The following is a 23,273-nucleotide window of genomic DNA, read 5'->3' as shown; positions in this document are numbered from 1 at the left end:
GGTTTGTTCTCTCTCTTGAAGGAGCCGACCCGCTGTACAACGACCTTAGCTTGCTCCGAATTTTCTATGAACTGGGCGTGCGTTTTATGGGACTCGTCTGGAGCAGGCGCAATTTCGTAGGAGACGGCAGCCACTTTTCTCCCGTGCGTGAGGGGAAGAAAGGCGGAATTACGGAGTTCGGCGTGCAATTGATCGAAGCTGCGGAAGCGATGGGGATGATCATCGACGTCAGTCATCTAAACGACGAAGGCTTCTGGGATGTCATGGAGATTGCCAAAAAGCCCATTATCGCTTCCCATTCCAACTGTCGGTCACTCGCTGGCTCCATGCGCAATCTGACAGATGAGCAAATCAAGGCGATCGCTTCCACAAACGGAGTGATCGGAATTAATGGCGTTAACATTTTTGTAGCCGATAGCGATGACAAGTCCGATCTGGAGCATCTGGTGAATCATGTGGATCATGTCGCAGCTCTCGTTGGGGTAGAGCACATCGGAATCGGTTTGGATATTATCGAGCCATTCATGAAGTACGATTCGCCGATTGCTCTCGCTGAGGCATCGCGCAAAGATTTTGATGTGGTGAAAGGACATAGCAGGGTACCTGAGCTGGTCAATGCTCTTGCCAAGCGAGGGTATACAGATGAAGCCATCCGGCTGATCATGGGCAAAAACTTCATTCGCGTGTATAAGGAAGTCTGGAAATAACAAGGAAAAGGGAATGAGCAATGATCATTAGAATAGCGGCAATCTCTTCGGAAGAATTCGTACCAAGAATTAGGAAGAATATCCATGCAGACGCAAATATTCATCTGACAACGTACACCTACCAGAATCCAAAAGAGAGTGCGGCTTTGCTTGACCTCATTGATGATTGTGACGTACTGCTGTTTGCAGGACCGCTGCCGTACTTTTTTGCCAAAGAAAAGACGGAACAAAAAAAGTGGCCAGCGGTGTACATTCCATCTGATGAGTACACGATTTCACTTTCGCTGTTTCATACAATGCTGCATGTCCCGGGAGGATTGGACCGAATTTCCATTGATGTGCCCAAGGCTGCATATATCGAGAAGGTAGCAGAAGAATTGGACATTAAGCCTACGCCTTGGTTCGTAACGGATTACAGCGAGATAGTCGAAGAAGGTGGCACCAGATTTGACGCTGAGGAAGTAATCCGTTTTCACAGGGAGCATTGGGAAAGAGGGGAGAGCAAATTTGCCCTGACCGGTGTTGATTATGTGTATACGCGCCTGCGTGAGCTGAATATTCCCTGTGCTCCGCTCATCGTTCCAGACAAAAATATTCGGGATGCTATCCAGCAAGCAGTGGCGTACGGGCAACTGAAAATTAGCAAAAATTCGCAGATAGCGGTGGGCATCGCTACGATCAATCAGGCGGACGGCGCAGGCTTTCAGGCAGAAAGCCAAATGCAGGACGCCACGATCATCCTGCTCCAAGAGCTGCTTGAGCTGGTCAAAGAGACCGATGCCTCTATCCAAAAGCTCGGGATGGATCAATTTATTATTTACGGGACGAGAGGCAGTATTGAACAGATGATGGAATACGGCAAGATCGCCCATGTATTGGAAAACGTCAGTCAGCTGCGGAAGGTCACGGTCACGATGGGCTTTGGGTTCGGTCTCACAGCAAAGGAAGCGGAAGCAAACGCGCGAATCGCGATCTATCATGCGCGAAAAACGAAAGAAAGCAATGCTTATCTGGTAACGGATGAAAAAGAAGTCATCGGGCCTGTGAACACCGAGGCGAAAACCTTTCATTTAAAAAGCGAAAACAAGGCTATTTTGGAGATTGCCGAAAAGTCAGGCTCGAGTGTCGCTACCATAAACAAGCTGCTGCAGTATGTAAAGCTTCGACGGGACAATCGGTTTACAGCGACTGACCTGGCCGAATACCTTCAAATCAGCAGACGAAGCTCAGAGCGAACCGTAAAAAAACTGATCGATCATCAGGTGATTGAAGTGGTTGGCGAGGAGCAGCCGTATCAGCAAGGACGTCCTCGAGCTGTGTATCGCTTCAATCACCATTTACTCTCAACTTAGTGAATACGAACATGTCCCGGCTGTTCCCAGTGAAGGAGCAATCCGGGACCACCTCCATACCATTCTACTTAAACTCATCTACGATCGACTCCTACTAGCACTACCTACTTACCCGGCAAAAAGCACAAATGAAATTAACGACTATATGACGACTAATTGTCGCTTATTCGAATGCTTTACCAAATAAAATAATGCCAAAAAGGAGGCACGCCATGTTACGAAATAACTTGGATCGCTGTATCAAATACGTCCTGTTCGCTTGCTTACTCGCCTTTTCAACAGCGGGTTGTACATCTACACCTCCACCAGCCAAAAACGTGGAGCAACAACCAAAAGCGACTGCCAGCCTGACGCCAAAAACGGGCGGAACAATCACAATCGGGTATCAAGCGGAGCCAGATACATTAGACCCTCAAAAAACAACGATGTCAGCGGGAAACTTTGTAGGTGGCTTACTGGGGGGAGCCCTGATGGTCCTCGACCCGTACACCTTTGAGCTGAAGCCTCATCTCGCTGAATCGTACACGGTCTCAGAGGATGGGAAGACCTTGACGTTCAAGCTACGCCAGGGAGTAAAGTTTCATGATGGAACACCGCTTACTGCATCTGTCTTCAAGCAAAGCATAGAGCGAGCAATCGATCCAAAGACTGCTTCACCGGTGGCTGGACAAGATCTGGCCGCAATCGAATCCGTTGGCGCACCTGATGACAATACACTGGTTCTTCAACTGAAGGAGCCGTCAGCATCGATCCTCAGTGCTTATGGGGGATATCAACAGCCGATTTCGATGGAGGTGCTAAAGAAATACGGGAGTGATTTTGGACGAAATCCAGTAGGTGTCGGGCCGTGGAAGTTCGAGAGCTGGAAGACAGGAGAATCCATTACGCTGATCCCCAACGATGACTATAAATGGAGCGCACCATTTTTGGAAAATCAGGGACCTGTACGCCCGGATAAGCTCATTATCAAGTTCATCAAAGACAGTCAGACATTGATGGCTGCTCTGGACAGCGGAACCATCGACATCGCGGGTGTGTCTGCCAAAGACGTGAAAAAGTACAAGGATGACAAGGAATTCACCGTTTTGGAAGGGATGCAGCCGGTTGAGAGCTTTATCGGCATGAATTTGGAAAATGAGATTTTGCGAGACATCAATGTACGCAAAGCGATCAATTTGGCGATCAACAAGGAAGCACTAATCATCGCAGATTTGCAGGGAGAAGGAGTGCCTGTCTACGGACCGATCCCGCCTACCATGTTTGGCTATGACAAAGCAGTAGAGGAGTATGGCTACAAATACGACAAGGAAGAAGCGATTCGCTTGCTGGAGGAGTCCGGCTGGAAGCTGGGCGGGCAAGGAATCAGGGAAAAGGACGGTAAAGTGCTCGGCCTCACCATGATCATCGAAGATTCTAAGCCGGGAGATCAGCTTGTGCAAAGCATGCTGAAGGAAATTGGCATCGATCTGAAAATTCAAAGCTACGAAATGGCCACCGCTCATGCGCAGGCTGTAAAAGGTGAATTCGATTTGATGGCAACCTCTCACGGAGACATAGACCCGAATATTTTGGGGCTATTGTTACACTCCAACCAAATCGGCGGCTTGAACTTTTTCCGTGTGAACAATAAAGAACTGGACGCTCTGCTGGAAAAAGGCTCTATCACAACAGACAGTCAGGAAAGGCAAAAAATATATGCGGCTATCCAGAAGCTTGTCGTAGAGGAGGCTTATTGGATTCCACTGTATTCGGCGAAGACGTTCCAGGTCATCAACAATCGGATCCAGGGAGTCAAGCCGAATCCGCTTGCAATACTCACCATTCAGGATATGTGGGTGAACGAATGATGTTTGTGCAGTATTCAGCCAAAGTATTTCACAGCTAATCATAGGGGGGAGTCATTGTGAAGAGAAGGAATTTCCGAGCGTGCATCTCGTATGTTTCACTGGTTTGCTTACTTGTGCTAGCAGTGATCGGCTGCAGTCAGTCAGCAAGTCCAGCAGCGCAGGAGGGCACCCAGCCGGAAAACGTGGGAGAACCAAAGCCGGGTGGTACGATCACGTTCGGGCTATCGGCAGAGCCGGATACTCTCGATATACACAAAACGAATATGTCGGCGAGCGAGGTCGTGACAAGGCTGATTGGGGGAGCGCTCTTGTCCATGGACCCTGAAACGAAAGAGATCAAGCCGTATTTAGCGGAGTCGTACAGCATTTCCGATGATCAAAAGACTTGGACATTTAAAATCCGCTCGGGAGTGACCTTTCACGATGGCACACCACTGACGTCTGCTTCCTTTAAAGCGACCTACGAACGGGCAATAGCACCGGAAACGGCTTCTCCAGGAGCTGGTCCCTTGCTCAGTGTGATTGAAAAAATCTCTGCCCCGGACGACAAGACACTCATACTTCAGTTGAAGGAGCCGTCTGCCCCGCTCCTGTCGTACCTGATTCAGCCGAATGTGACGCAGCCGCTGTCCATGGCTTCAATCGAGAAGTACGGCAAGGAATATGGGCGAAATCCGGTGGGGGTCGGCCCGTGGAAATTCGAAAGCTGGAAGACAGGGGAATCGATCACGCTGGTCCGTAATGAAGCGTACAAGTGGGCAGAGCCTTTTGCCAAAGTGCAAGGACCGCCGATGCCTGACAAGCTCGTTATCAAATTCATCAAGGATGCGCAAACAACAATTGCTGCATTGGAAAGCGGATCGATCGACATCGCTTCGATATCGGCAAATGAAGCAAAGGAATACAGAAATAACGGCAAATTTGAGGTTTTAGAAGCGACGAAGCTAGGTGTGAATTTTATTCAGATGAATCTGGAAAATGAGATTTTGCAAGATCTTCGTGTACGTCAGGCGCTAAACATGGCGCTCAACAAAAAGGCAATCATCCAGGCAGATCAGCAGGGAGAAGGAGAGAGTGCTTTCGGTCCACTGCCGCGGAAGATGTTCGGCTATGATCCTGCTGTCGAAACATACGGCTATCCGTTCAATGTAGAGGAAGCCAAAAAGCTCCTGGAGGACGCAGGCTGGAAGACAGGTGCTGGGGGTATCCGCGAAAAGGACGGGAAGCCGCTCAGCCTGCAGCTTTTAACCGCGATGAATTCACAAGGAATTCCTTTGATACAAAGCATGCTGAAGGATATTGGGGTGGAGATCAAGGTGCAAAACGCCGAGCTGGGCAGTGTACTGGATTTGTCAGCAAAGGGACAGTTTGATCTGAATGTACTGGCCTACACCGATCTGGACCCTGATATTTTGTATTTGTTCATGCACTCCAGTCAAATCGGCGGCCTGAATCACTCCCACATCCAGAATCCACAGCTGGACGCTTTACTGGAGAAAAGCCGCACGGTAGTTGATCCGGTTCAGAGACAGCAAATTTTTACAGAAATCCAAAAAATTGCGGTAGAGCAAGCCTACTGGATTCCGTATTCAGAAGAAAAAACCTTCCTCGCTGTGAATAAGCGTGTACATGGAATCAAGCTCGATGCGATGTATGGCATCATGCTGGGAGCGAGCTGGGTGAATCCGTAAGCAAGGGATCGGGGGAACGAGAATGGAAGCTAAGGAATGGCAAAAGCAATTTGCAGAGGCTGCGCAACCACACATTGACAAGTGTGGCGTACCGGGCGTGTATGTGGGCTTGAACAAGGACGGGCAAAGCATCTATCGTCACGGGTTTGGCTATCGGGATAAAGAGAGGCAGCTGGCGATTACGCCTGATACGGTGATGGGCGTGGCGTCGATCACCAAGTCGTTTACGTGTGCTGCGATCATGCTGCTGCAGGAAGCGGGGAGGCTACGGGTTCATGATCCGGTGCTCACTTATTTGCCAGAATTCCGCACGCCAGACCAGAGCTGCACCGAGAAAATGACGATCCACCATTTTATGACACACACGTCAGGATTGCCGTTATTGCCGACGGATTACCTGGCAATCAAGGGTTTACCGGATGGGAATATCGAGGACGAGGACCATCCGATACACAAGCAAATCAAGAAAGAGGATCAGAAGTGGGTGCATACGTACGAGGATTTTATGGAGGTCATCAGCAAGACAGACTTCCAGCTATTAGGGCAGCCTGGAGCAAGATTCAACTACTCCAATGATGCGTATTCACTGCTTGGGGCCATCATTGAGCGAGTCAGCGGGAAGACCTACGAGACGTACATCAAGGAGCATATTCTTCAACCGGCAGGGATGCAAAATAGCTCGTTCGACTTGCAGGAATTGCAGCATTACAAAGAAGTGATTACGATCTATCGACTCAAGAGCGAGGCAGGAAGCATGGAAGTATACCCTGACGCTCAGTGGGAGGAAGGACCAGTCGTGCTCGCTTCTGGTCATTTGAATTCTACCGTCCATGACATGCTGCGCTATACGGAAATATATCGGACAGGGGGGCTAGTTGGTTCAGAACGCATTCTTTCCAAAGAGAGCGTGGAGCAGATGACGCACCCGCATGTCCAAATGGGATATGGCCAGTATTATGGCTACGGATTATTCGTGACGCCAAACTACTACGGGGCTACAAAGCTGGAGCATAGCGGAGGGCTCAAAGGGGTGGCATCGCAAATGGTCATTATCCCCGAGCGAGGAATAACGGGAATCGCTATGGCGAATTTGGCAGAGACACCTATCATTGAGCTGCTAGACTATGCCGTCCATTTGCTGGAGAACCGTCCGGCACCCTCATCCTCTGTGCCATTTCCGGCTGAGTGCAGTGCTGATGAAGCGCAGCTGCGGCAGTACACAGGTACGTATCGAGCAGGGGCAAACCACGATAGGAAAGTGATGATGGAGCAAGGAGCTCTGGTGCTTGATTTGGGCGGCAATAAGGTCTCGCTGCGCCCAATCGGAGATGATTATTTCGTGATGAAGCTGGATGAAGAGGAACAAGCGATCAGGTTTCAAAGAGACGAGCGCGGTAACGTATCCGGCATCTCAGTAGGTGTGCTTTACTTGGTGAAGCTTGCAGATGAAAACGTAAATGATGGGAAAGAGGTGTGAAGGATGAATAAACAAGGTTGGGAAAGCACGTTTGAAGAGCTCGCAGAAAAGGTGATAAAGGAGAGCCAGGCACCTGGGTTCGTCATTGGAGTCAATCATGACGGTAAGAGTCTGTATCGAAAAGGGTTCGGCTACCGCGACGCCGAGCAGAAGCTGGAGATTACGCCTGATACCGTCATGGGACTGGCATCGGTCACCAAGTCCTTTACTTGCATGGCGATCATGCAGCTGCAGGAAGCCGGAAAGCTGTCCGTCCATGATCCTGTTCTTACGTACCTGCCACAGTTTCGGACACCGGACCGTCAGAAGACGGAGCAAATGACGATTCATCACTTTATGACGCATTCAGCAGGACTTCCGCCGCTTCCTGTTGATTTGCTCGCGATCAAAAATTCCTTGCTCGATACGCTTCCAGAAGAGGCAAATCCGATACACAGATTTTTGAAGAAGGAAGATCAGAAGCCGATCCATACGTATCAGGAATTTATCGAGGTTCTCTCAAGGGTGGACTACGAATTGTTGGGTACGCCTGGTCAGCATTTTAGTTACTCCAATGACGGCTATTCCCTGCTCGGAGCCATTATTGCCGAAGTGAGCGGAAAACCGTATGACGTCTACGTGAAGCAGCACATTCTTGATCCGGCAGATATGCCGAGCAGTACCTTTCTTTTGAGTGATCTGCCTCGTTATCCAGATGTAACTACGATTTATCACATGAGAGACAATCATGGAGTACCTGAGCTGTACCCTGACCCTCAATGGGAGGATGGGCCAGCTGTAGCTGCATCCGGACATTTGAATTCGACTGTTCGCGATATGCTGAATTACGCTGAAATTTTTCGTACAGGCGGAATGGTCGGCAAAGAACGGATACTTTCTGAAGAAAGTGTTAGACAGATGACCCTTCCTCATATCGAGTGTAACTACAAAAGGTATTATGGGTATGGCCTGATGGTGGAGGCCAACTATTATGGAGGAACGCTTCTGAAGCATGGGGGAGCAATCAAGGGCGTTGCGGCTCATTTGAGCATCGTTCCCGAAAGAGGAATTACAACAATGGCTTTGGCTAACCTGATCGGAACACCGGTGGAAAAGCTGACTTTGGCTGCCTTGAATCTTCTCGAAGGTAGGGAAGCCGACGTGCCTCTGGTCACTTATGAAGAATATCGGGCGACGACAAATCGATTCGATGAGTACGTGGGCAGATATGTCTCAGGCGAAGGGATGGATGTCAGCATCACGGTAGAGGAAGGTGTGCTGACTCTAATAAACAATACGGCTATTTTTGCAAGCGACAAAGCAGTGAAGTATCCGCTTATGCAGATCGCCGAAGATTACTTTTTGGCCCACATGGACGGAAGCGAGCTGACAATCGGCTTTACAAACGGAGAAGACGGAAAAGTAAAAGCTGTTGCTTTCGGGTATCGACAAATTCCTAAGGTTCTAGCTACGGAGGTATAAACGAAATGAAAATAAAGTCTGTCCAGGTCCATGCTATCAGAATCCCCCTTTTGCGCCCGTTTATTGTTGCATACGCCACCTATTACGAGATGCCTTCTATTATTGTGCGTGTAGAGACCGATGATGGACTGGTGGGCTTTGGAGAATCCGTTCCCGATCAGCATGTCACGGGGGAGACTTGGGAGAGCACATATGCGCTGCTCGTGCATCACCTGATCCCGGCGATCATCGGCGAAAATCCGTTTGACATCGAGCGAATTCACGACTTGATGAATCAGTGCGTATACCAAGCACCGGCAGCAAAAGCGGCTATTGATATCGCGTGCTACGATTTAATGGGAAAGGCCGCAGGGCAGCCCGTCTATCATTTACTGGGTGGAAAATATCATTCGACTTTGTCCCTGCCATACGTACTCAGTATTCTTGCGCCTGAGATTATGGCAGAGGAAGCGAAGCAGGCTGTAGCATCTGGATTTGACAGTGTAAAAATAAAGGTTGGCGCCGACCTTATGACAGACGTACTGCGCATTCGTGCGGTCCGCGAAGCGGTGGGGCCGGCTGTGAAGCTGCGGGTAGACGCCAATCAGGGCTGGGTCAATCGCGCCAATTCCTTGTTGGCCCTCGGGCAAATCGAGGATTGCCAAATCGATTGGATGGAGCAGCCCGTCCTGGCTGATGATCTGGAAGCATTGGCGGATATTCGCAGGCAAACGACGATTCCGATCATGGTCGACGAGGGCTTGCTCGGGCCGAGCGAAATGCGGGAAGTCATCGCGAAAAAGGCAGCCGATAAGGTGAACATCAAGCTAATGAAGTGCGGGGGCATCTACCCTGCAAGCAAGCTGGTTCATCAAGCGGAAATGGCCGGGATGGAATGCCAGATTGGCTCGATGCCAGAATCATCAGTGGGAAGTGCAGCAGGAGCTCACTTGTCGATCGCGAAGAAAAATATTATTTCAAATGAATTGGCAGGTCCTTTCATTTTTTCAAAAGATGTGGGGAATTTGACGTGCCAAGGAAATCAAATTGTAGTGAGCGACAAACCGGGATTGGGGATCGAGGTCGATGAAGCGATTCTCGCCGAGCTAACGGTGATGTCAGAGCAAATTCGTTGACGTCTGAAGGTTTCAGGCAAGAGAGAATAGGAGATGAACAGCCATGCACAGGACAAAAGCGACAACACTTAAAATCGTGGAGACATTAACGGAGGAACAGCTAGTGATGCTGAAGGAGCTGGAGCAGGAAGCCTTTGGCGCGCGTGGAGGCATCGATGAATGGGTGCTCGTACCGCTTGCCAGACATGGCTGCATCGTCCTTTTTCAGGAAGAGGGAGACCCTCGACCCGTTGGTGTTTGTGAGCTGATGAGAGATTTTCGCCAGCCCGACAAAGCGTATGTGTACGGGTACTATATTCGAATGGACAAAAAAGGCTTGGGGTACGGCTACGCTTTTTTGGAGAGCTTGCTTGCGCAATTGCGAGAGGACGGATTTACAAAGGTTTGCTTGACCGTCGGACCGGAAAATGTCGGGGCGGTTGCTCTTTATCAAAAAGCGGGCTTTCAGATTATAGAGACACGTATTGCGGAGTACGGCAGCGGACACGATCGCTATTACATGGAAAAGACATTGTAAAAGGGGGCGCTTCTCAAGATGAAAGAATTTCCTGTCTTTCGGATTAGCGGTACAGCATACGAAAGAGGGAGGCAATTCGGACAGCTTGCCAGAGGGCAAATCGTAACGAATCTGCGTGCATATGAACGAGCCTTCCGGGAAGGGGCAGCCATCTCGTGGGAAGTGGCAACAGCATATGCTGCCCAGTTTATCCCATGGATTGAGCAGTACGACGCGGAGATCATGGAAGAAATCAAAGGCATCAGCGAAGGGGCAGGTCTTGATTTACAGGATATCGTCGCCTTGAATGCGCGAAGCGAAATCATTACCAATCTGGGCGGCTCCACTTCGAAAGCAGACGGGTGCACATGCATAGCGGCAGTCCCGCCTGCTACGAAAAGACAGGAGACGCTCATCGGACAAAACTGGGACTGGGTCAATCTCGTAGCAGATGGGCTCGTGGTGGTAGAAATCGAGCAGCCGCCACGACCGACTATTCTTATGATTACGGAAGCGGGGATAGTCGGGAAAATTGGAATGAACGCCAAGGGACTAGCGGTATGCCTGAATTTCCTTCGAACGTCGGAAAAATCAGTTGGGGTTCCGATTCACATCATTTTGCGAGGAATTTTGAATAGCAGCACGCTGCCTCAGGCGATTCGTCAAATCACGAGACTTCCCCGAGGGACGGCGGCTAATTATTTGCTGGCTCATCGAGAAGGAGAGGCGGTAGGGGTAGAGACTGCACAGGTAAACTACGACGTTCTCTATCCGTTGGAAGGACATATCACTCATACGAATCATTTTGTCTGCCCTCGCATACAGGTAGATGACTCCGTTCGCATGGGGGCCTCTGATACGTATTTGCGGATGGGGAGAGCGACGAAATTGCTGACAGCGGAGCGAGGCAATATTGACGAGGATGATATAAAGGATATATTTCGAGATCACTTCAGCTATCCGAACGCAATCTGCCGCCATGGGGAAGCGGAGGAGAATGAAGAGGCAGCGCTGCTCGATTGTACTTTGTTCTCTATCGTCATGAATTTGACGACAGGTACCTTTGAATTATCCAAAGGTCAGCCTTGTCAAAGCACGTATGAGAGGTATCATTTTTCTGAGAAGCACGAAATCGCCAAACCAATTTTATAAATGGCATGGCAGTACAGTCGTCGCGTATTTTTCGTGGCGACTTTTTTATTGGGCGTAACTGGGTAAATGGGGGTATTTATCCTAATTACATTCATTTATTTCAACAGTGCGTCAGTAAAAGCCAGCCATTCACACGCTTTTTTTGCGTTGGCATTAAAATTGCTTTATTTGTTAATGGAGTAAATATTTTGATGATTTAGAAAAAACAACGATCATTTGCCGATGATGAATCTGGACAGGAAGAGAGAATCAAACATTTTTCCACGGAGGTGGCAAAGCGATGCAAACAAATGCTGAGGGTAAACAGGATCATCTGACGATTGTGGGTTACGCGGATCAAATCAGCGTAGAGCCTGGACAGAAGCTTAATTTCATGATTAGCACGACCAGTTCTACTTACACAGCAGGTATCGTTCGTTTAATAGGCGGTATGACTGACCCGGATAGTCAGGAGCTAGAAAGCGAGCCGATCATCAGTGAAATATCAAGGGAATACCCCGGTCGGCTACAAAAGACTTCGGCAGGATCATATGCTGAGCTCCCTCTTCCTTCTGATTGGCTGGACCATCGGCAATTCACGGTGCATCTCTGGGCATGGCCGACAAAACCTGCTTCAGGACATAGACAGACTATATGGTCGGCAGGTTCAATGAACGGGAGAGCTGGAGCCGAGCTATATCTGGATATGGACGGGCACCTGACATTTACGTTAACAGACAAGAACCTGGACACGATTCGGGTATCCTCCGAGAATCCATTACACGCTAGAGCTTGGTATGAAATCGTGACCCAATATTCTGGGCAAACAGAAGTAGTCTCCCTGTTGGTCAGTCGTTGCGACGGTTGGACTGCTGCAGATGAAACCGAGTTAGTAAAGGTAAATGCCAGGCTGGATTTTTCAGATTTCATCGCTACGCGTGTACTGCTTGCCGCAGCTCCGAATGAAACCGATCAGGTCCATCAGCACTATAACGGTAAAATAGAAAATCCTAGTTTTTTCCAGACGGTGCTTGATTCTACCAGCCTGAAGGAGCTTTCAGCAGGGGCAGACCCTATGATGATCGCGGGAGACATGCTCGTCGCTCACTACGATTTTGGGACCAAGATCTCTTCCTCTCAGCTTGTAGACCGCTCCAAAAATGGCTACCACGGAATTCTTCATCAAGGGCCGACACGTGCTGTTACCAGTCACTTATGGAACGGTGAGCACCTTGAGTTCACATCCGCACCTAAGCATTATGCCGCCGTGCATTTCCATGATGATGACATTGCAGATGCTGGTTGGGAAGTGGATATCAGCTGGCAAGTGCCCAATCATTTGCAGAGCGGGGTATATGCCCTTCAGCTCATGGCTGATGATAAAACAGATTACATCCCGTTTTTTGTACGGCCAACCCTCAGTGCAGCTACCTCTCCAGTCCTGTTTCTGGCCCCGACCAATACCTATTTGGCCTACGCCAACGAAAGATTATTCGAGCTGGGACTCGAACCTCTCATGGGGCACGAGCTAAAGCTCTCTTCGCAGGATCGTTACCTGATAGATCATCCAGAGCTGGGCAAATCTATCTATGATACACATAGCGACGGAAGCGGGGTTCATTACTCCTCACGCCTACGGCCGATCATGAACATTCGTCCTCACTACCGGAACTGGCAGAATGGTGCAGTTCGTCATCTGGCCGCCGATCTCTATATTACTGGCTGGCTGGAGAAGCGAGCTGAGGGCTATGATGTCGCAACGGACGAAGACCTTCATAGAGACGGACTTGAGCTGCTCTCCTGTTATAAGGTACTCGTCACTGGCACCCATCCGGAGTATTGGACACGATCCATGATGGAGACTCTGCAGGAATATTTAGCGAACGGCGGAAGGCTCATGTACCTGGGGGCAAACGGTTTTTACTGGGTGACCAGCATTGATCCGCAGCAGTCGCATCTGATCGAAGTGCGTCGTGGCAACGCAGGAACACGTTCCTGGGAGTCGCCACAGGGTGAATTGTATCACAGCTCGACAGGTGCATCAGGAGGATTGTGGCGTCACAATGGCTTTGTTCCCCAAAAGCTGGTTGGTATCGGTTTTACTGCCCAAGGATGGGGACCCGGCAGCGGATACAGGCGCTTGCCGGACAGCAACAGCCCTGCTGCCAGCTTTATCTTCGAAGGAATTGGTGAAAACGAAGTAATCGGTGACTTTGGTTTGGTCATGGGCGGAGCTGTAGGTGACGAAATTGACCGTCTCGATTTTGAGCTTGGGACGCCGCTTCACACACTGTGGCTTGCTACTTCCATTGGCGTTGACAACCGCTATCAGCTCGTGCACGAGGATCAGTTGTTCACATCACCTGGCCAAGGAGGCGAGGAGCACCCACTGGTAAGGGCGGATATGACGTATTTTGATATTAAGGGTGGAGGTGCCGTTTTCTCCGTTGGCTCTATCAATTGGGCAGGAAGTATGGCCTGGAATGAATACAACAATAATGTAGCTCGCATCAGCGACAACGTATTGAACCGCTTCCTAGATAAATGAGTGGAGGAAGAAGCCCCGCTTAATGTGGGGTTTCTTTTTTTGTGCTTTTCCAAAGTACTTTCTCTCATAATCGAGATAATCTACCAAAGACGGACCTTGCAGATGAAAGCCTGTGAAAGAGAGACATGCTTCGATTTTGCAAAGGATTCTATCACTATACGATTCGACAAACATGTATTATAGTAAGCTAGTTGGTTCGCCAACCACCAACCGCCCACCTGTTCCAATGGCGATCGCCATGTATGGTTGTTGTTCCCCCCCAGACAGCCATATCCGTCTAGTAAAAGAAGTGAACAGTTTTTGCAAGCACTCTATAGTTTTTTGTAAAAAGATCGATACATGGATATGAGGTGAGAATTTCTTCGCTTGTAAAAAAGCAGAAGAAGCTGGCTTATTCGTTATGCGCTGGCGCCATATTTGACGCTTCCGTACAATTTTTGTGGATAGGAGAAAAGGTATTCATGATAAGAAAACGCTTACTATTGCCAATCGTGTGGGTGCTTGCGCTCACGATGATGTTTATAGCCGGCTGTGGTGCAGCAAAAAAAGAACAGCTGATGAATGCAAGTGCGGATTCAAGCAAAAAGAAGGACGAGTTGATTCTAGCGATCGGCTATGAACCAGAAGATGGGCTGGACCCGACAACAGGCTGGGGACGTTATGGCTCGCCTCTGTTTCAGAGTACGATTTTAAAGCGCGATAAGGATTTGAAAATTGTCAATGACCTCGCGACAGGCTACGAGGTAAGTCCTGATGGCTTGACCTGGACCGTCATGCTGCGCAATGATGTGAAGTTCTCCGACGGTCATCCATTGACAGCGGAGGATGTTGTTTATACGTATGAGACAGCTGCCAAGAGTGGTTCGGTTCTCGACGTTACGGTCATGAAAAGCGTAGAAGCACTGGATGATCATACTGTCAAATTTACCCTGAATCATCCACAATCTACTTTTGTTAGCATTCTCGTTTCTACTGGGATTGTACCGAAGCACGCTCATGGTGCGGATTACAGCAAGAAACCGATTGGCTCGGGTCCATTCCAGCTCGTACAATGGGATGTTGGTCAGCAGATGATCGTTGAGGCGAACCCGGAGTACTACGGACCAAAATCCGCATTTAAAAAGCTGACGTTTCTCTTCTTGAAGGAGGATGCTGCTTATGCCGCTGCCAAAGCAGGAGAGGTCGACATGGCTTTTGTTCTGCCGAGTGTAGCGAAGCAGCAAATACCAGGAATGCATCTGGTGATTGCCAATAGCGTCGATAACCGTGGAATTCTTTTTCCGTACGTAAAAGCAGGCGGAAAAACAAAGGAAGGCGTTCCGATCGGAAACGATGTAACCGCAGATATCGCGATTCGCAAAGCGATTAATATCGCCATCGATCGAAAAAAGCTGGTTGACGGAATATTCGATGGTTTCGGTACACCTGCTTACTCGGTAGCAGATGGTATGCCTTGGTATAATCCAGAAACCGTAGTGGCTGATGGTGATTTGGCACAAGCGAAACAAATACTGTCAGAAGCAGGCTGGGAAGATGTCAATGGCGACGGAATACGGGAAAAGGGCTCTCTAAAAGCACAATTTACGCTTATTTACCAAGCAGATGATTCATCTCGCCAATCACTCGCGATCGCGGTGTCCGATATGATCAGACCGCTCGGAATCAATGTAAAGGTAGAAGGCAAGAGCTGGGATGACATCGCCAAAATGATGCATGCAAATGCAGTCCTGTTTGGTTGGGGCAGCTATGATCCATTGGAGATGTACAACCTGTACAGCAGCAAAACGGTAGGACTCGGCTGGTACAATACAGGCTTTTATTCCAATCCGGTCGTCGATGATTATATGGAAAAGGCATTGCAGGCAACGACTGAGGAAGAAGCATTGGGCTATTGGAAGAAAGCACAGTGGGATGGAAAAACCGGCTTCAGTGCCAAAGGTGATGCGCCGTGGGCTTGGCTCGTCAACCGCCAGCATTTGTATTTGGTACGTGACGGGCTGGAGATCGGACAGCCAAAGATTCAGCCACATGGACATGGCTGGCCGATTACAGACAACATCGTAGAATGGTTCTGGAAGGAATAGCGAAAAAAGGGGAGGAGCCCGGGGCACATGATTGCGTTTCTATGTAAAAAGCTGCTTCGTTTCACGACGCTGCTCATCGCCCTATGTGTGCTCTCATTTTGGCTCGTGAGCTACTCTCCACTTGACCCGATACAAGCGTATGTCGGTGCTGACATGACAAGAGTAAGCCTCGAGCAAAGAGAAGCAATTGCAGAGTATTGGGGTCTCAACAAGTCCCCAGTGGAGAGATTCCTTCACTGGGGGTCAGCATTGGTACAAGGAGATATGGGCACGTCGATGATATTTCGCCTCCCGGTGGCGGAAGTGATCGGAGAACGATTTATGGCTTCGCTTGCTTTAATGAGCATGGCTTGGCTGTTTTCCGGAATTATGGGATTTGTCCTGGGTGCACTCGCGGGGATGAAGCAGGGCACATGGGTCGATCGACTGATTAAGTGGTATTGCTTTACGCTGGCTTCGACGCCGACCTTTTGGCTGGGCATGCTGATGGTGATTGTGTTTGCCGTCTGGCTGGGCTGGTTTCCTGTCGGGCTAGGCGTTCCGGCAGGCTTGTTGGCGGAGCAGGTAACGCTGGCAGATCGTCTCTATCATCTGGTTCTGCCAGCACTTACGCTGAGCATACTTGGTGTAGCCAATGTGGCACTGCATACGAGACAAAAGCTCGTGGATATCCTGGCGAGCGATTACGTTTTATTTGCTAGAGCAAGAGGAGAAAAAGGCTTTGTGCTGTTCTGGCGACATGGCCTGCGAAATGTAGCGATTCCGGCTATTATGATTCAATTTGCTTCCTTTAGTGAGCTGATTGGGGGGACCGTCCTGGCGGAGCAGGTGTTTTCCTATCCAGGCTTGGGACAAGCAACGGTTCAGGCAGGGCTGCGCAGTGATTTGCCGCTTTTGCTCGGAATTGTCATTTGCAGTGCTCTCTTTGTTTTCGTAGGGAACCTGGTGGCGGATATCATTTACCGCTTGGTTGACCCGCGAATTCGAAAGGGGGAATCAGTGTGAACCGCAGAAAGAAAACGTTGATTACGACCGTATGTGCGGCACTTTTGCTGATTGCAGTGATTGCCTCCGCCCTTTTGATTGGCGATGAGCGGATTGCAACCAATTTTGAGATAAAAAACGAGCCTCCATCGCTTGCGCATCCGTTTGGTACGGATTGGCTCGGTAGGGATATGCTGGCGAGAACGGTGAAGGGCTTGAGCGTCAGTATTGGAGTAGGCGTCATCGCAGCAACGGCAAGCGCAGTGATTGCGCTCATACTGGGGATGCTGGCAGCGACGATGGGCAAGGCAGTCGATAATGCCATTACCTGGCTGATTGATCTGCTGCTGGGTGTGCCTCATCTTGTCGCCCTCATCCTGATTTCGTTTACGCTTGGGGGCGGCTTAAAAGGAGTAGTGGTCGGCATCGCTCTCACACATTGGCCTAGTCTGGCACGGGTCATTCGGGCTGAGGTCATGCAGCTGCGTTCAGCCGAATATGTCCTCATTTCACGCAAGCTCGGAAAATCACGGTGGTGGATTGCCAGTCGTCATATTTTGCCGCATATGCTTCCACAGCTGCTGGTAGGGTTTGTCCTACTTTTTCCGCATGCGATTTTGCATGAAGCCTCGATCAGCTTTCTCGGCTTGGGGCTGTCACCTCATCAGCCGGCTATTGGCATCATTTTATCTGAATCCATGCGCTACCTGACCTCTGGCATGTGGTGGTTGGCCTTTTTTCCGGGTCTTTCCCTGCTTTTGATCGTACGGGCGTTTGATATTTTAGGGGAAAACCTGCGTAAGCTGACCGACCCGCATAGTGCTCACCAATAAGGCAGCAGCTTGAGAGGAGGAAGGACTTATGACTACACAATCAGGAGAGACACCGCTTCTGGAGGTGCAGGACCTCTGTGTTTCGTTTGTGCAGTATACGAGCGGTCTTCGCCAAAGCACATTGCAGGTCATCAACAATTTGAGCGTATCGATCTACCCAGGGGAAATCGTCGCTGTAGTCGGATCGAGCGGATCGGGAAAAAGCTTGCTCGCACACGCTGTACTGGGGATTTTACCGGGCAATGCCAGCCTGTCTGGCGCCATTTCTTATGACGGTCAGGCACTTAGTCCGAAGCGACAGGCTGAGCTGCGAGGGAGGGAGATTGCGCTCATTCCGCAATCCGTCAATTATTTGGACCCGCTCATGCGTGTCGGCAAGCAGGTGCAAACGTCTGTCCATACTGGAAATCCGCGCAGCAGTCAGCGAGAGGTTTTTGAGCGGTACCAGCTCGCCCCTGATGTCGAGCAGCTCTTTCCCTTTCAGCTATCCGGGGGGATGGCGCGGCGCGTGCTTGTCTCTACCGCCTTGGTCAGTGGGGCAAGGCTAGTGATCGCAGATGAGCCGACGCCAGGGCTGGATGATGCTGCTGTTGCTGAGACACTTGGCTACTTCCGGGATTTAGCGGATCAGGGGTGCGGTGTCATGCTGATTACGCACGATATCGAAACCGCACTAAAAATCGCGGATCGAATTGCTGTATTTTACGCAGGCTCGACAGTGGAAATCGCACCTGTCCAGGATTTTGCAGGAGAGGGCGAAGCGCTTCGTCATCCGTATACAAAAGCCCTGTTGAGGGCACTTCCGCAAAACGGCTTCGAACCGATCCCAGGATCTCAGCCGCTTCCACATGCGCTGCCAGCCGGATGTGTATTTCAGCCACGATGCAGGCAAGCGACTTCGGAATGTAGCACAGAGCGACCGGCAATGCGTACGGTGCGGGAAGGAATGGTGAGGTGTATTCATGCTACTTGAAGCCAAACAGATCGGGTTTCGTTATGAGCGGGACCTTTGGGTACTGCGAGGGGTAGACATATCGATCCAATCAGGTGAGATCGTGGGGCTGGTTGGTCCTAGCGGTTTTGGGAAATCGACACTCTGTCGTATTCTGGCTGGCTATGAAAAACCGCATGAGGGGCAGGTGCTTTTGGACGGAGCGCCGCTTACTGCCTCTGGCTATCACCCCGTACAGCTCGTTTTTCAGCATCCGGAGAAAGCGGTGAATCCTCGCTGGAGGATGAGTCGCACGCTGGCAGAGGGTGGTGCTCCAGACGAGTCCTTGCTAGAACAGCTTGGCGTACAGCAGGAGTGGCTGGGGCGTTTTCCGAATGAGCTTTCCGGGGGAGAGCTGCAACGTTTTTGCGTAGCTCGGGCACTTAACCCACAGACACGCTTTTTGCTTGCGGATGAAATGACAGCGATGCTGGATGCAATTACACAGGCCCAAATTTGGCAGGTTGTGAAGGAAGTTGCCCGTAGAGAGAATATGGGCGTACTCGTGATTAGCCATGAGAAAAACCTGATTCATCGCCTGTGTACACGAGTTGTTGATTTGACGATAACGAATGAAAAAACATAAACGAGGATGAAAGAGAGTGATTGAGAGATATCCTTGCCATTTTCGTGCCATATTTAGGCTATACTGTTTAGAAAACATGTAATATATTTAGCTTAATTGCCAAAATTTTAGCTCTGTATTCATTTTTTCAGAAATACTATTTTTTTCTATTGGCACCCCAGGAGAAAGAAGCCCACCTCCTTTCTTTCATGGCAATCGCCAAATATGGTTGCTCTCCCTCATGTAACCATATCTCTTTTATAACGCCTTGCAAGAATGTCCTTATGTTAGAGCTGCGGAGTCTTTGTAAGAGTAACAGCAAAGGTCTTTTCGTGGTGCACTCGTTTTGGTGCCAAATGAAAACCAAGCAAACGCAACGTTTGTCTCTTTGGTGTGCGTATTCATGAAAGTTCGTCTATCAATCAACGCAGAAAGATTAGGTGAAATGGGATGAAACTGACGTATCGTGAACAGGAAAAGCTCTTGATGGTCGTCGCTGCCGATTTGGCTAGACGTCGCAAGGAGCGGGGCTTGAAGCTCAATTATCCGGAAGCGGTGGCGTTGATCTCGTATGAAATTATGGAGGGAGCCCGCGACGGCAAGACGGTCGCTCAGCTGATGAGTGAGGGTGCAAGCATCCTTACCCGTGAAGATGTGATGGAAGGGATCGCCGAGATGATCCCTGATGTACAGATCGAAGCGATGTTCCCGGACGGAACGAAGCTGGTAACGGTTCATAATCCAATTCGATAACCGAGCAGTCTTGAAAAATGAAAGGAGAATTTGGAGTGGTACCAGGAGAATATGTATTACGGCGTGATGAGATCGTCTGCAACGAAGGTAGAGAAACCTGCAAAGTAACCGTGTTGAACACAGGCGATCGCCCGATTCAGGTAGGCTCGCATTTTCACTTTTTTGAAGTCAATTCCGCTCTGCACTTTGATCGTGATCTCGCTATTGGTATGCATCTGAATGTACCATCGGGGGCAGCGGTGCGGTTTGAACCAGGCGATGCCAAGGAAGTGGAGCTCGTAGCCTTTACTGGCGAGCGCCGTGTGTACGGTTTGAACAACAAAACGGAAGGTGTTTTGAAAAGGGTGGTTGCAGTATGACGTTTCGCATGGGCAGAAGACAGTATGCTGACATGTTTGGCCCTACAACGGGCGATGCTGTCCGTTTAGCAGATACTGAATTGTTTATTGAAATTGAAAAAGATTATACCCGATACGGTGACGAGGCCAAGTTCGGCGGAGGGAAGTCCATTCGCGATGGCATGGGACAGCATCCGCTTGCGACTCGGGATGAGGGCGTACTCGATCTCGTCATTACGAATGCCATTATCGTTGACTATACAGGGATTTACAAAGCAGATATCGGTGTAAGGGACGGTATTATCGCTGGAATTGGGAAGTGTGGCAACCCACTCTTAATGAATGATGTCGATCTGATTGTCGGAGCTTCAACAGAGATAATTGCTGGAGAAGGCTTGATCGTGACGGCGGGCGGTATCGATACACACGTCCATTTTATTGCTCCACAGCAAGCAGAAACGGCTTTGGAATCAGGCTTGACGACCTTGATCGGGGGAGGATCAGGTCCAGGAGAAGGATCAAAAGCGACGACGTGTACCTCAGGAGAATGGAATATTTATCGGATGCTGGAAGCTGCTGAGGGACTGCCGATCAATGTCGGATTTCTCGGAAAAGGTAGCTCAGCAGCAGAAGAGCCGCTTGCCGAGCAAATTCGTGCTGGAGCGATCGGCTTGAAGGTACATGAGGATTGGGGCGCGACGCCATCTGCCATCGATCACGCTCTGCGCGTTGCCGATAAATACGATGTTCAGGTAGCGCTTCATGCCGACACACTCAACGAGAGCGGGTTTGTTGAGGATACGATTGCAGCGATCAAAGGCAGAGTCATCCATACGTACCATACAGAAGGTGCGGGTGGAGGGCACGCTCCAGACATTATGAAAGTGGCTGGCTATTCAAACATTTTGCCTTCGTCCACCAATCCAACCCGTCCTTATACCATTAATACGATTGATGAGCATCTCGACATGCTGATGGTTTGTCACCATTTGGACCCAAATGTTCCTGAGGACGTGGCGTTTGCAGATTCCCGGATTCGAAAAGAAACGATCGCTGCCGAAGACATTTTGCACGACATGGGCGTATTCAGCATGATTAGCTCTGATTCCCAGGCGATGGGCCGGGTCGGCGAGGTCATCTCCCGTACTTGGCAGACGGCGGACAAAATGAAAAAGCAACGCGGAAAGCTGGCTGGCGATGAGGGAGTAGGCGACAACAATCGGGTCAAACGATATGTGGCCAAATATACGATCAATCCAGCGATTACACATGGCATTGATTCCTATGTAGGCTCCATCGAAGTCGGCAAGATTGCTGACCTCGTCATCTGGCATCCGGCATTTTTCGGGGTCAAGCCAGAGCTGATCATGAAGAATGGAATGATCGTGCGCAGCCTGATGGGCGATCTGAATGCATCGATTCCTACTCCGCAGCCGGTTATTTACCGTCCGATGTACGCGGCATATGGCAAAGCGCTGCTGCAAAGCTCGATTACATTTGTGTCCCAGGCTGCTTTTGACGCTGGAGTGCATCACAAGCTCGGTCTGCAAAAGAAGGTCCTGCCTGTCCATGGCATCCGCCATTTGACTAAAAAGGATATGAAGCTGAACGCAGAAACACCAGAAATTCATGTCGATCCACAAACGTACGAGGTAAGAGTGGATGGCGAGCTGCTTACGTGCGAGCCAGCCGAAGTGGTACCGATGGCTCAGCGCTATTTCTTATTTTGAGGTGAAAACCTGTGATTATTGAAAAAATCGTAACGAACCTGGAGCAAATGAGCCAGGAAGACAAGGCAAAGCGTCATGTGGAAAAGGTATATATGCAAAGCGATGAGCTCGTGAAGCGGATTCAACGGGTTACGACTGACCATGGACGCGAGCTGGGGATCAGATTGAGTGAACCGCGTGATCTGGTTGAGGGCGATGTTCTGTACATGGATGAGAAAAACATGATCGTCATCTCCGTGCTGGCTGATGATTTGCTCGTCATCCGCCCACGCACCCTGCAAGAGATGGGAGATATTGCCCATCAGCTCGGGAACCGTCATTTGCCTGCTCAATTTGAAGGCGATGAGATGCTGGTGCAGTACGATTATTTGGTAGAAGAGCTGCTGCAAAAGCTCGGAATTCCTTTCTCTCGTGAAAAAAAGACAGTGAAGCAGGCATTTCGTCATGTCGGCCACAGTCACTGATTTTCACCTGCTGTCGCTCATGCAGCTATGTGACTCCAACTTTCCGACGGGCGCTTTCAGCCATTCTTTTGGACTGGAAACGTACATCCAGGAAGATCATGTCACAAGCAAGAAGACTTTTTACGAGTGGCTGCAGGCATACGTCAATGAGCAGCTGGTATACACGGACGGACTTGCCTGCAGGCTGACGTATGAAGCGCTGGAGCAAAATCAAGTGGAGACGATTTGGACACTTGATCGGTTGATGACCGTGCAGAACTTCCCGAGAGAATCGAGAGAGGGCAGTCGCAGAATGGGAGAAGGGATGATTCGGCTAGGGAGTGAGCTATATGACTCGCCACTGCTGCGATCGTACCGGGAACGTGTGAAGGCAAAGCAATCCAGCGGCCATCCCGCGATTGTGTTTACTTTGCTTGCTCATCATCTGACGATTCCAAAGAAAACAGCTGTTTTATCCTATTTGTATCAGGCGACGGCAGCATTGATCCAAAACGGAGTACGTGCCATTCCGCTCGGTCAGACAGAGGGACAGCGTTTGCAATGCGAGATGCAGCCTCTTTTGCTGAAGGCAGCCGAGCTAATCGAACAGCTTGACCATGATGATCTGGGGATTGTGACGCCTGGCCTAGAACTGGCACAGATGAGGCATGAGCAATTAAACATTCGAATATTCAGCAGCTGATTATAGAGAATGTTGAACAGGAAC

General features: G+C 49.8%; 20 protein-coding genes. All 20 read left to right on the top strand.

Annotated features, from left to right (window positions below):
- A partial coding sequence (locus tag C3B52_RS30075; protein WP_103110034.1) for a dipeptidase occupies positions 1-707 on the top strand: 707 nt, incomplete at its 5' end.
- 20 nt (positions 708-727) lie between these two features.
- Positions 728-2,059 (top strand): transcriptional regulator, encoded by a 1,332-nt coding sequence (locus tag C3B52_RS30070; protein ID WP_103110033.1) that lies wholly within the window; start codon positions 728-730, stop codon positions 2,057-2,059.
- A gap of 212 nt (positions 2,060-2,271) precedes the next feature.
- Positions 2,272-3,906: an ABC transporter substrate-binding protein gene (locus C3B52_RS30065; protein ID WP_103110032.1), complete on the top strand. Its 1,635-nt coding sequence runs from the start codon at positions 2,272-2,274 to the stop codon at positions 3,904-3,906.
- A gap of 56 nt (positions 3,907-3,962) precedes the next feature.
- Entirely contained in the window at positions 3,963-5,597 is a 1,635-nt protein-coding gene (locus tag C3B52_RS30060; protein WP_103110031.1) for an ABC transporter substrate-binding protein, read from the top strand.
- Positions 5,598-5,619: 22 nt separating this feature from the next.
- Complete coding sequence (locus C3B52_RS30055) at positions 5,620-7,074, top strand: serine hydrolase (RefSeq protein WP_103110030.1); 1,455 nt, start codon at positions 5,620-5,622, stop codon at positions 7,072-7,074.
- A 3-nt stretch (positions 7,075-7,077) separates the two neighbouring features.
- The gene (locus C3B52_RS30050) at positions 7,078-8,535 is read left to right on the top strand and encodes a serine hydrolase (protein ID WP_103110029.1); all 1,458 of its coding nucleotides are present in this window, start codon (positions 7,078-7,080) and stop codon (positions 8,533-8,535) included.
- Positions 8,536-8,540: 5 nt separating this feature from the next.
- The gene (locus C3B52_RS30045; RefSeq protein ID WP_103110028.1) at positions 8,541-9,650 is read left to right on the top strand and encodes a mandelate racemase/muconate lactonizing enzyme family protein; all 1,110 of its coding nucleotides are present in this window, start codon (positions 8,541-8,543) and stop codon (positions 9,648-9,650) included.
- A gap of 43 nt (positions 9,651-9,693) precedes the next feature.
- Positions 9,694-10,167: a GNAT family N-acetyltransferase gene (locus C3B52_RS30040; RefSeq protein WP_103110027.1), complete on the top strand. Its 474-nt coding sequence runs from the start codon at positions 9,694-9,696 to the stop codon at positions 10,165-10,167.
- An 18-nt stretch (positions 10,168-10,185) separates the two neighbouring features.
- Entirely contained in the window at positions 10,186-11,298 is a 1,113-nt protein-coding gene (locus C3B52_RS30035; RefSeq protein ID WP_103110026.1) for a C45 family autoproteolytic acyltransferase/hydolase, read from the top strand.
- 280 nt (positions 11,299-11,578) lie between these two features.
- The gene (locus C3B52_RS30030) at positions 11,579-13,825 is read left to right on the top strand and encodes a N,N-dimethylformamidase beta subunit family domain-containing protein (protein ID WP_103110025.1); all 2,247 of its coding nucleotides are present in this window, start codon (positions 11,579-11,581) and stop codon (positions 13,823-13,825) included.
- 461 nt (positions 13,826-14,286) lie between these two features.
- Positions 14,287-15,909 (top strand): ABC transporter substrate-binding protein, encoded by a 1,623-nt coding sequence (locus tag C3B52_RS30025; RefSeq protein ID WP_103110024.1) that lies wholly within the window; start codon positions 14,287-14,289, stop codon positions 15,907-15,909.
- A 27-nt stretch (positions 15,910-15,936) separates the two neighbouring features.
- Entirely contained in the window at positions 15,937-16,914 is a 978-nt protein-coding gene (locus tag C3B52_RS30020) for an ABC transporter permease (RefSeq protein ID WP_103110023.1), read from the top strand.
- Positions 16,911-17,726 carry an ABC transporter permease gene (locus tag C3B52_RS30015; RefSeq protein WP_103110022.1) on the top strand — a complete coding sequence of 272 codons (816 nt, stop codon included), beginning with the start codon at positions 16,911-16,913 and terminating at the stop codon, positions 17,724-17,726. The genes C3B52_RS30020 and C3B52_RS30015 overlap by 4 nt, the downstream gene beginning before the upstream one ends.
- 28 nt (positions 17,727-17,754) lie before the next feature.
- The gene (locus C3B52_RS30010) at positions 17,755-18,699 is read left to right on the top strand and encodes an ABC transporter ATP-binding protein (protein WP_103110021.1); all 945 of its coding nucleotides are present in this window, start codon (positions 17,755-17,757) and stop codon (positions 18,697-18,699) included.
- Positions 18,689-19,303 (top strand): ABC transporter ATP-binding protein, encoded by a 615-nt coding sequence (locus C3B52_RS30005; RefSeq protein WP_103110020.1) that lies wholly within the window; start codon positions 18,689-18,691, stop codon positions 19,301-19,303. The genes C3B52_RS30010 and C3B52_RS30005 overlap by 11 nt, the downstream gene beginning before the upstream one ends.
- 429 nt (positions 19,304-19,732) lie before the next feature.
- Entirely contained in the window at positions 19,733-20,035 is a 303-nt protein-coding gene (locus tag C3B52_RS30000) for an urease subunit gamma (RefSeq protein WP_103110019.1), read from the top strand.
- A gap of 35 nt (positions 20,036-20,070) precedes the next feature.
- On the top strand, positions 20,071-20,394 hold the full coding sequence (locus C3B52_RS29995; protein WP_103110018.1) for an urease subunit beta: 324 nt from the start codon (positions 20,071-20,073) through the stop codon (positions 20,392-20,394).
- Complete coding sequence (ureC, locus tag C3B52_RS29990) at positions 20,391-22,103, top strand: urease subunit alpha (protein ID WP_103110017.1); 1,713 nt, start codon at positions 20,391-20,393, stop codon at positions 22,101-22,103. The genes C3B52_RS29995 and ureC overlap by 4 nt, the downstream gene beginning before the upstream one ends.
- A gap of 11 nt (positions 22,104-22,114) precedes the next feature.
- On the top strand, positions 22,115-22,567 hold the full coding sequence (gene ureE, locus C3B52_RS29985; RefSeq protein WP_103110016.1) for an urease accessory protein UreE: 453 nt from the start codon (positions 22,115-22,117) through the stop codon (positions 22,565-22,567).
- Positions 22,548-23,249, top strand: coding sequence for an urease accessory protein UreF (locus C3B52_RS29980; RefSeq protein WP_103110015.1), 702 nt, complete (start codon positions 22,548-22,550; stop codon positions 23,247-23,249). Before ureE ends, C3B52_RS29980 begins: the two co-directional genes overlap by 20 nt.
- Positions 23,250-23,273 lie beyond the last annotated feature (24 nt).

The sequence above is a fragment of the Brevibacillus reuszeri genome (genome assembly GCF_002897295.1).
In the GTDB taxonomy this organism is placed as follows: domain Bacteria; phylum Bacillota; class Bacilli; order Brevibacillales; family Brevibacillaceae; genus Brevibacillus; species Brevibacillus reuszeri_A.
This window is presented reverse-complemented; position numbering and strand designations above follow the sequence as displayed.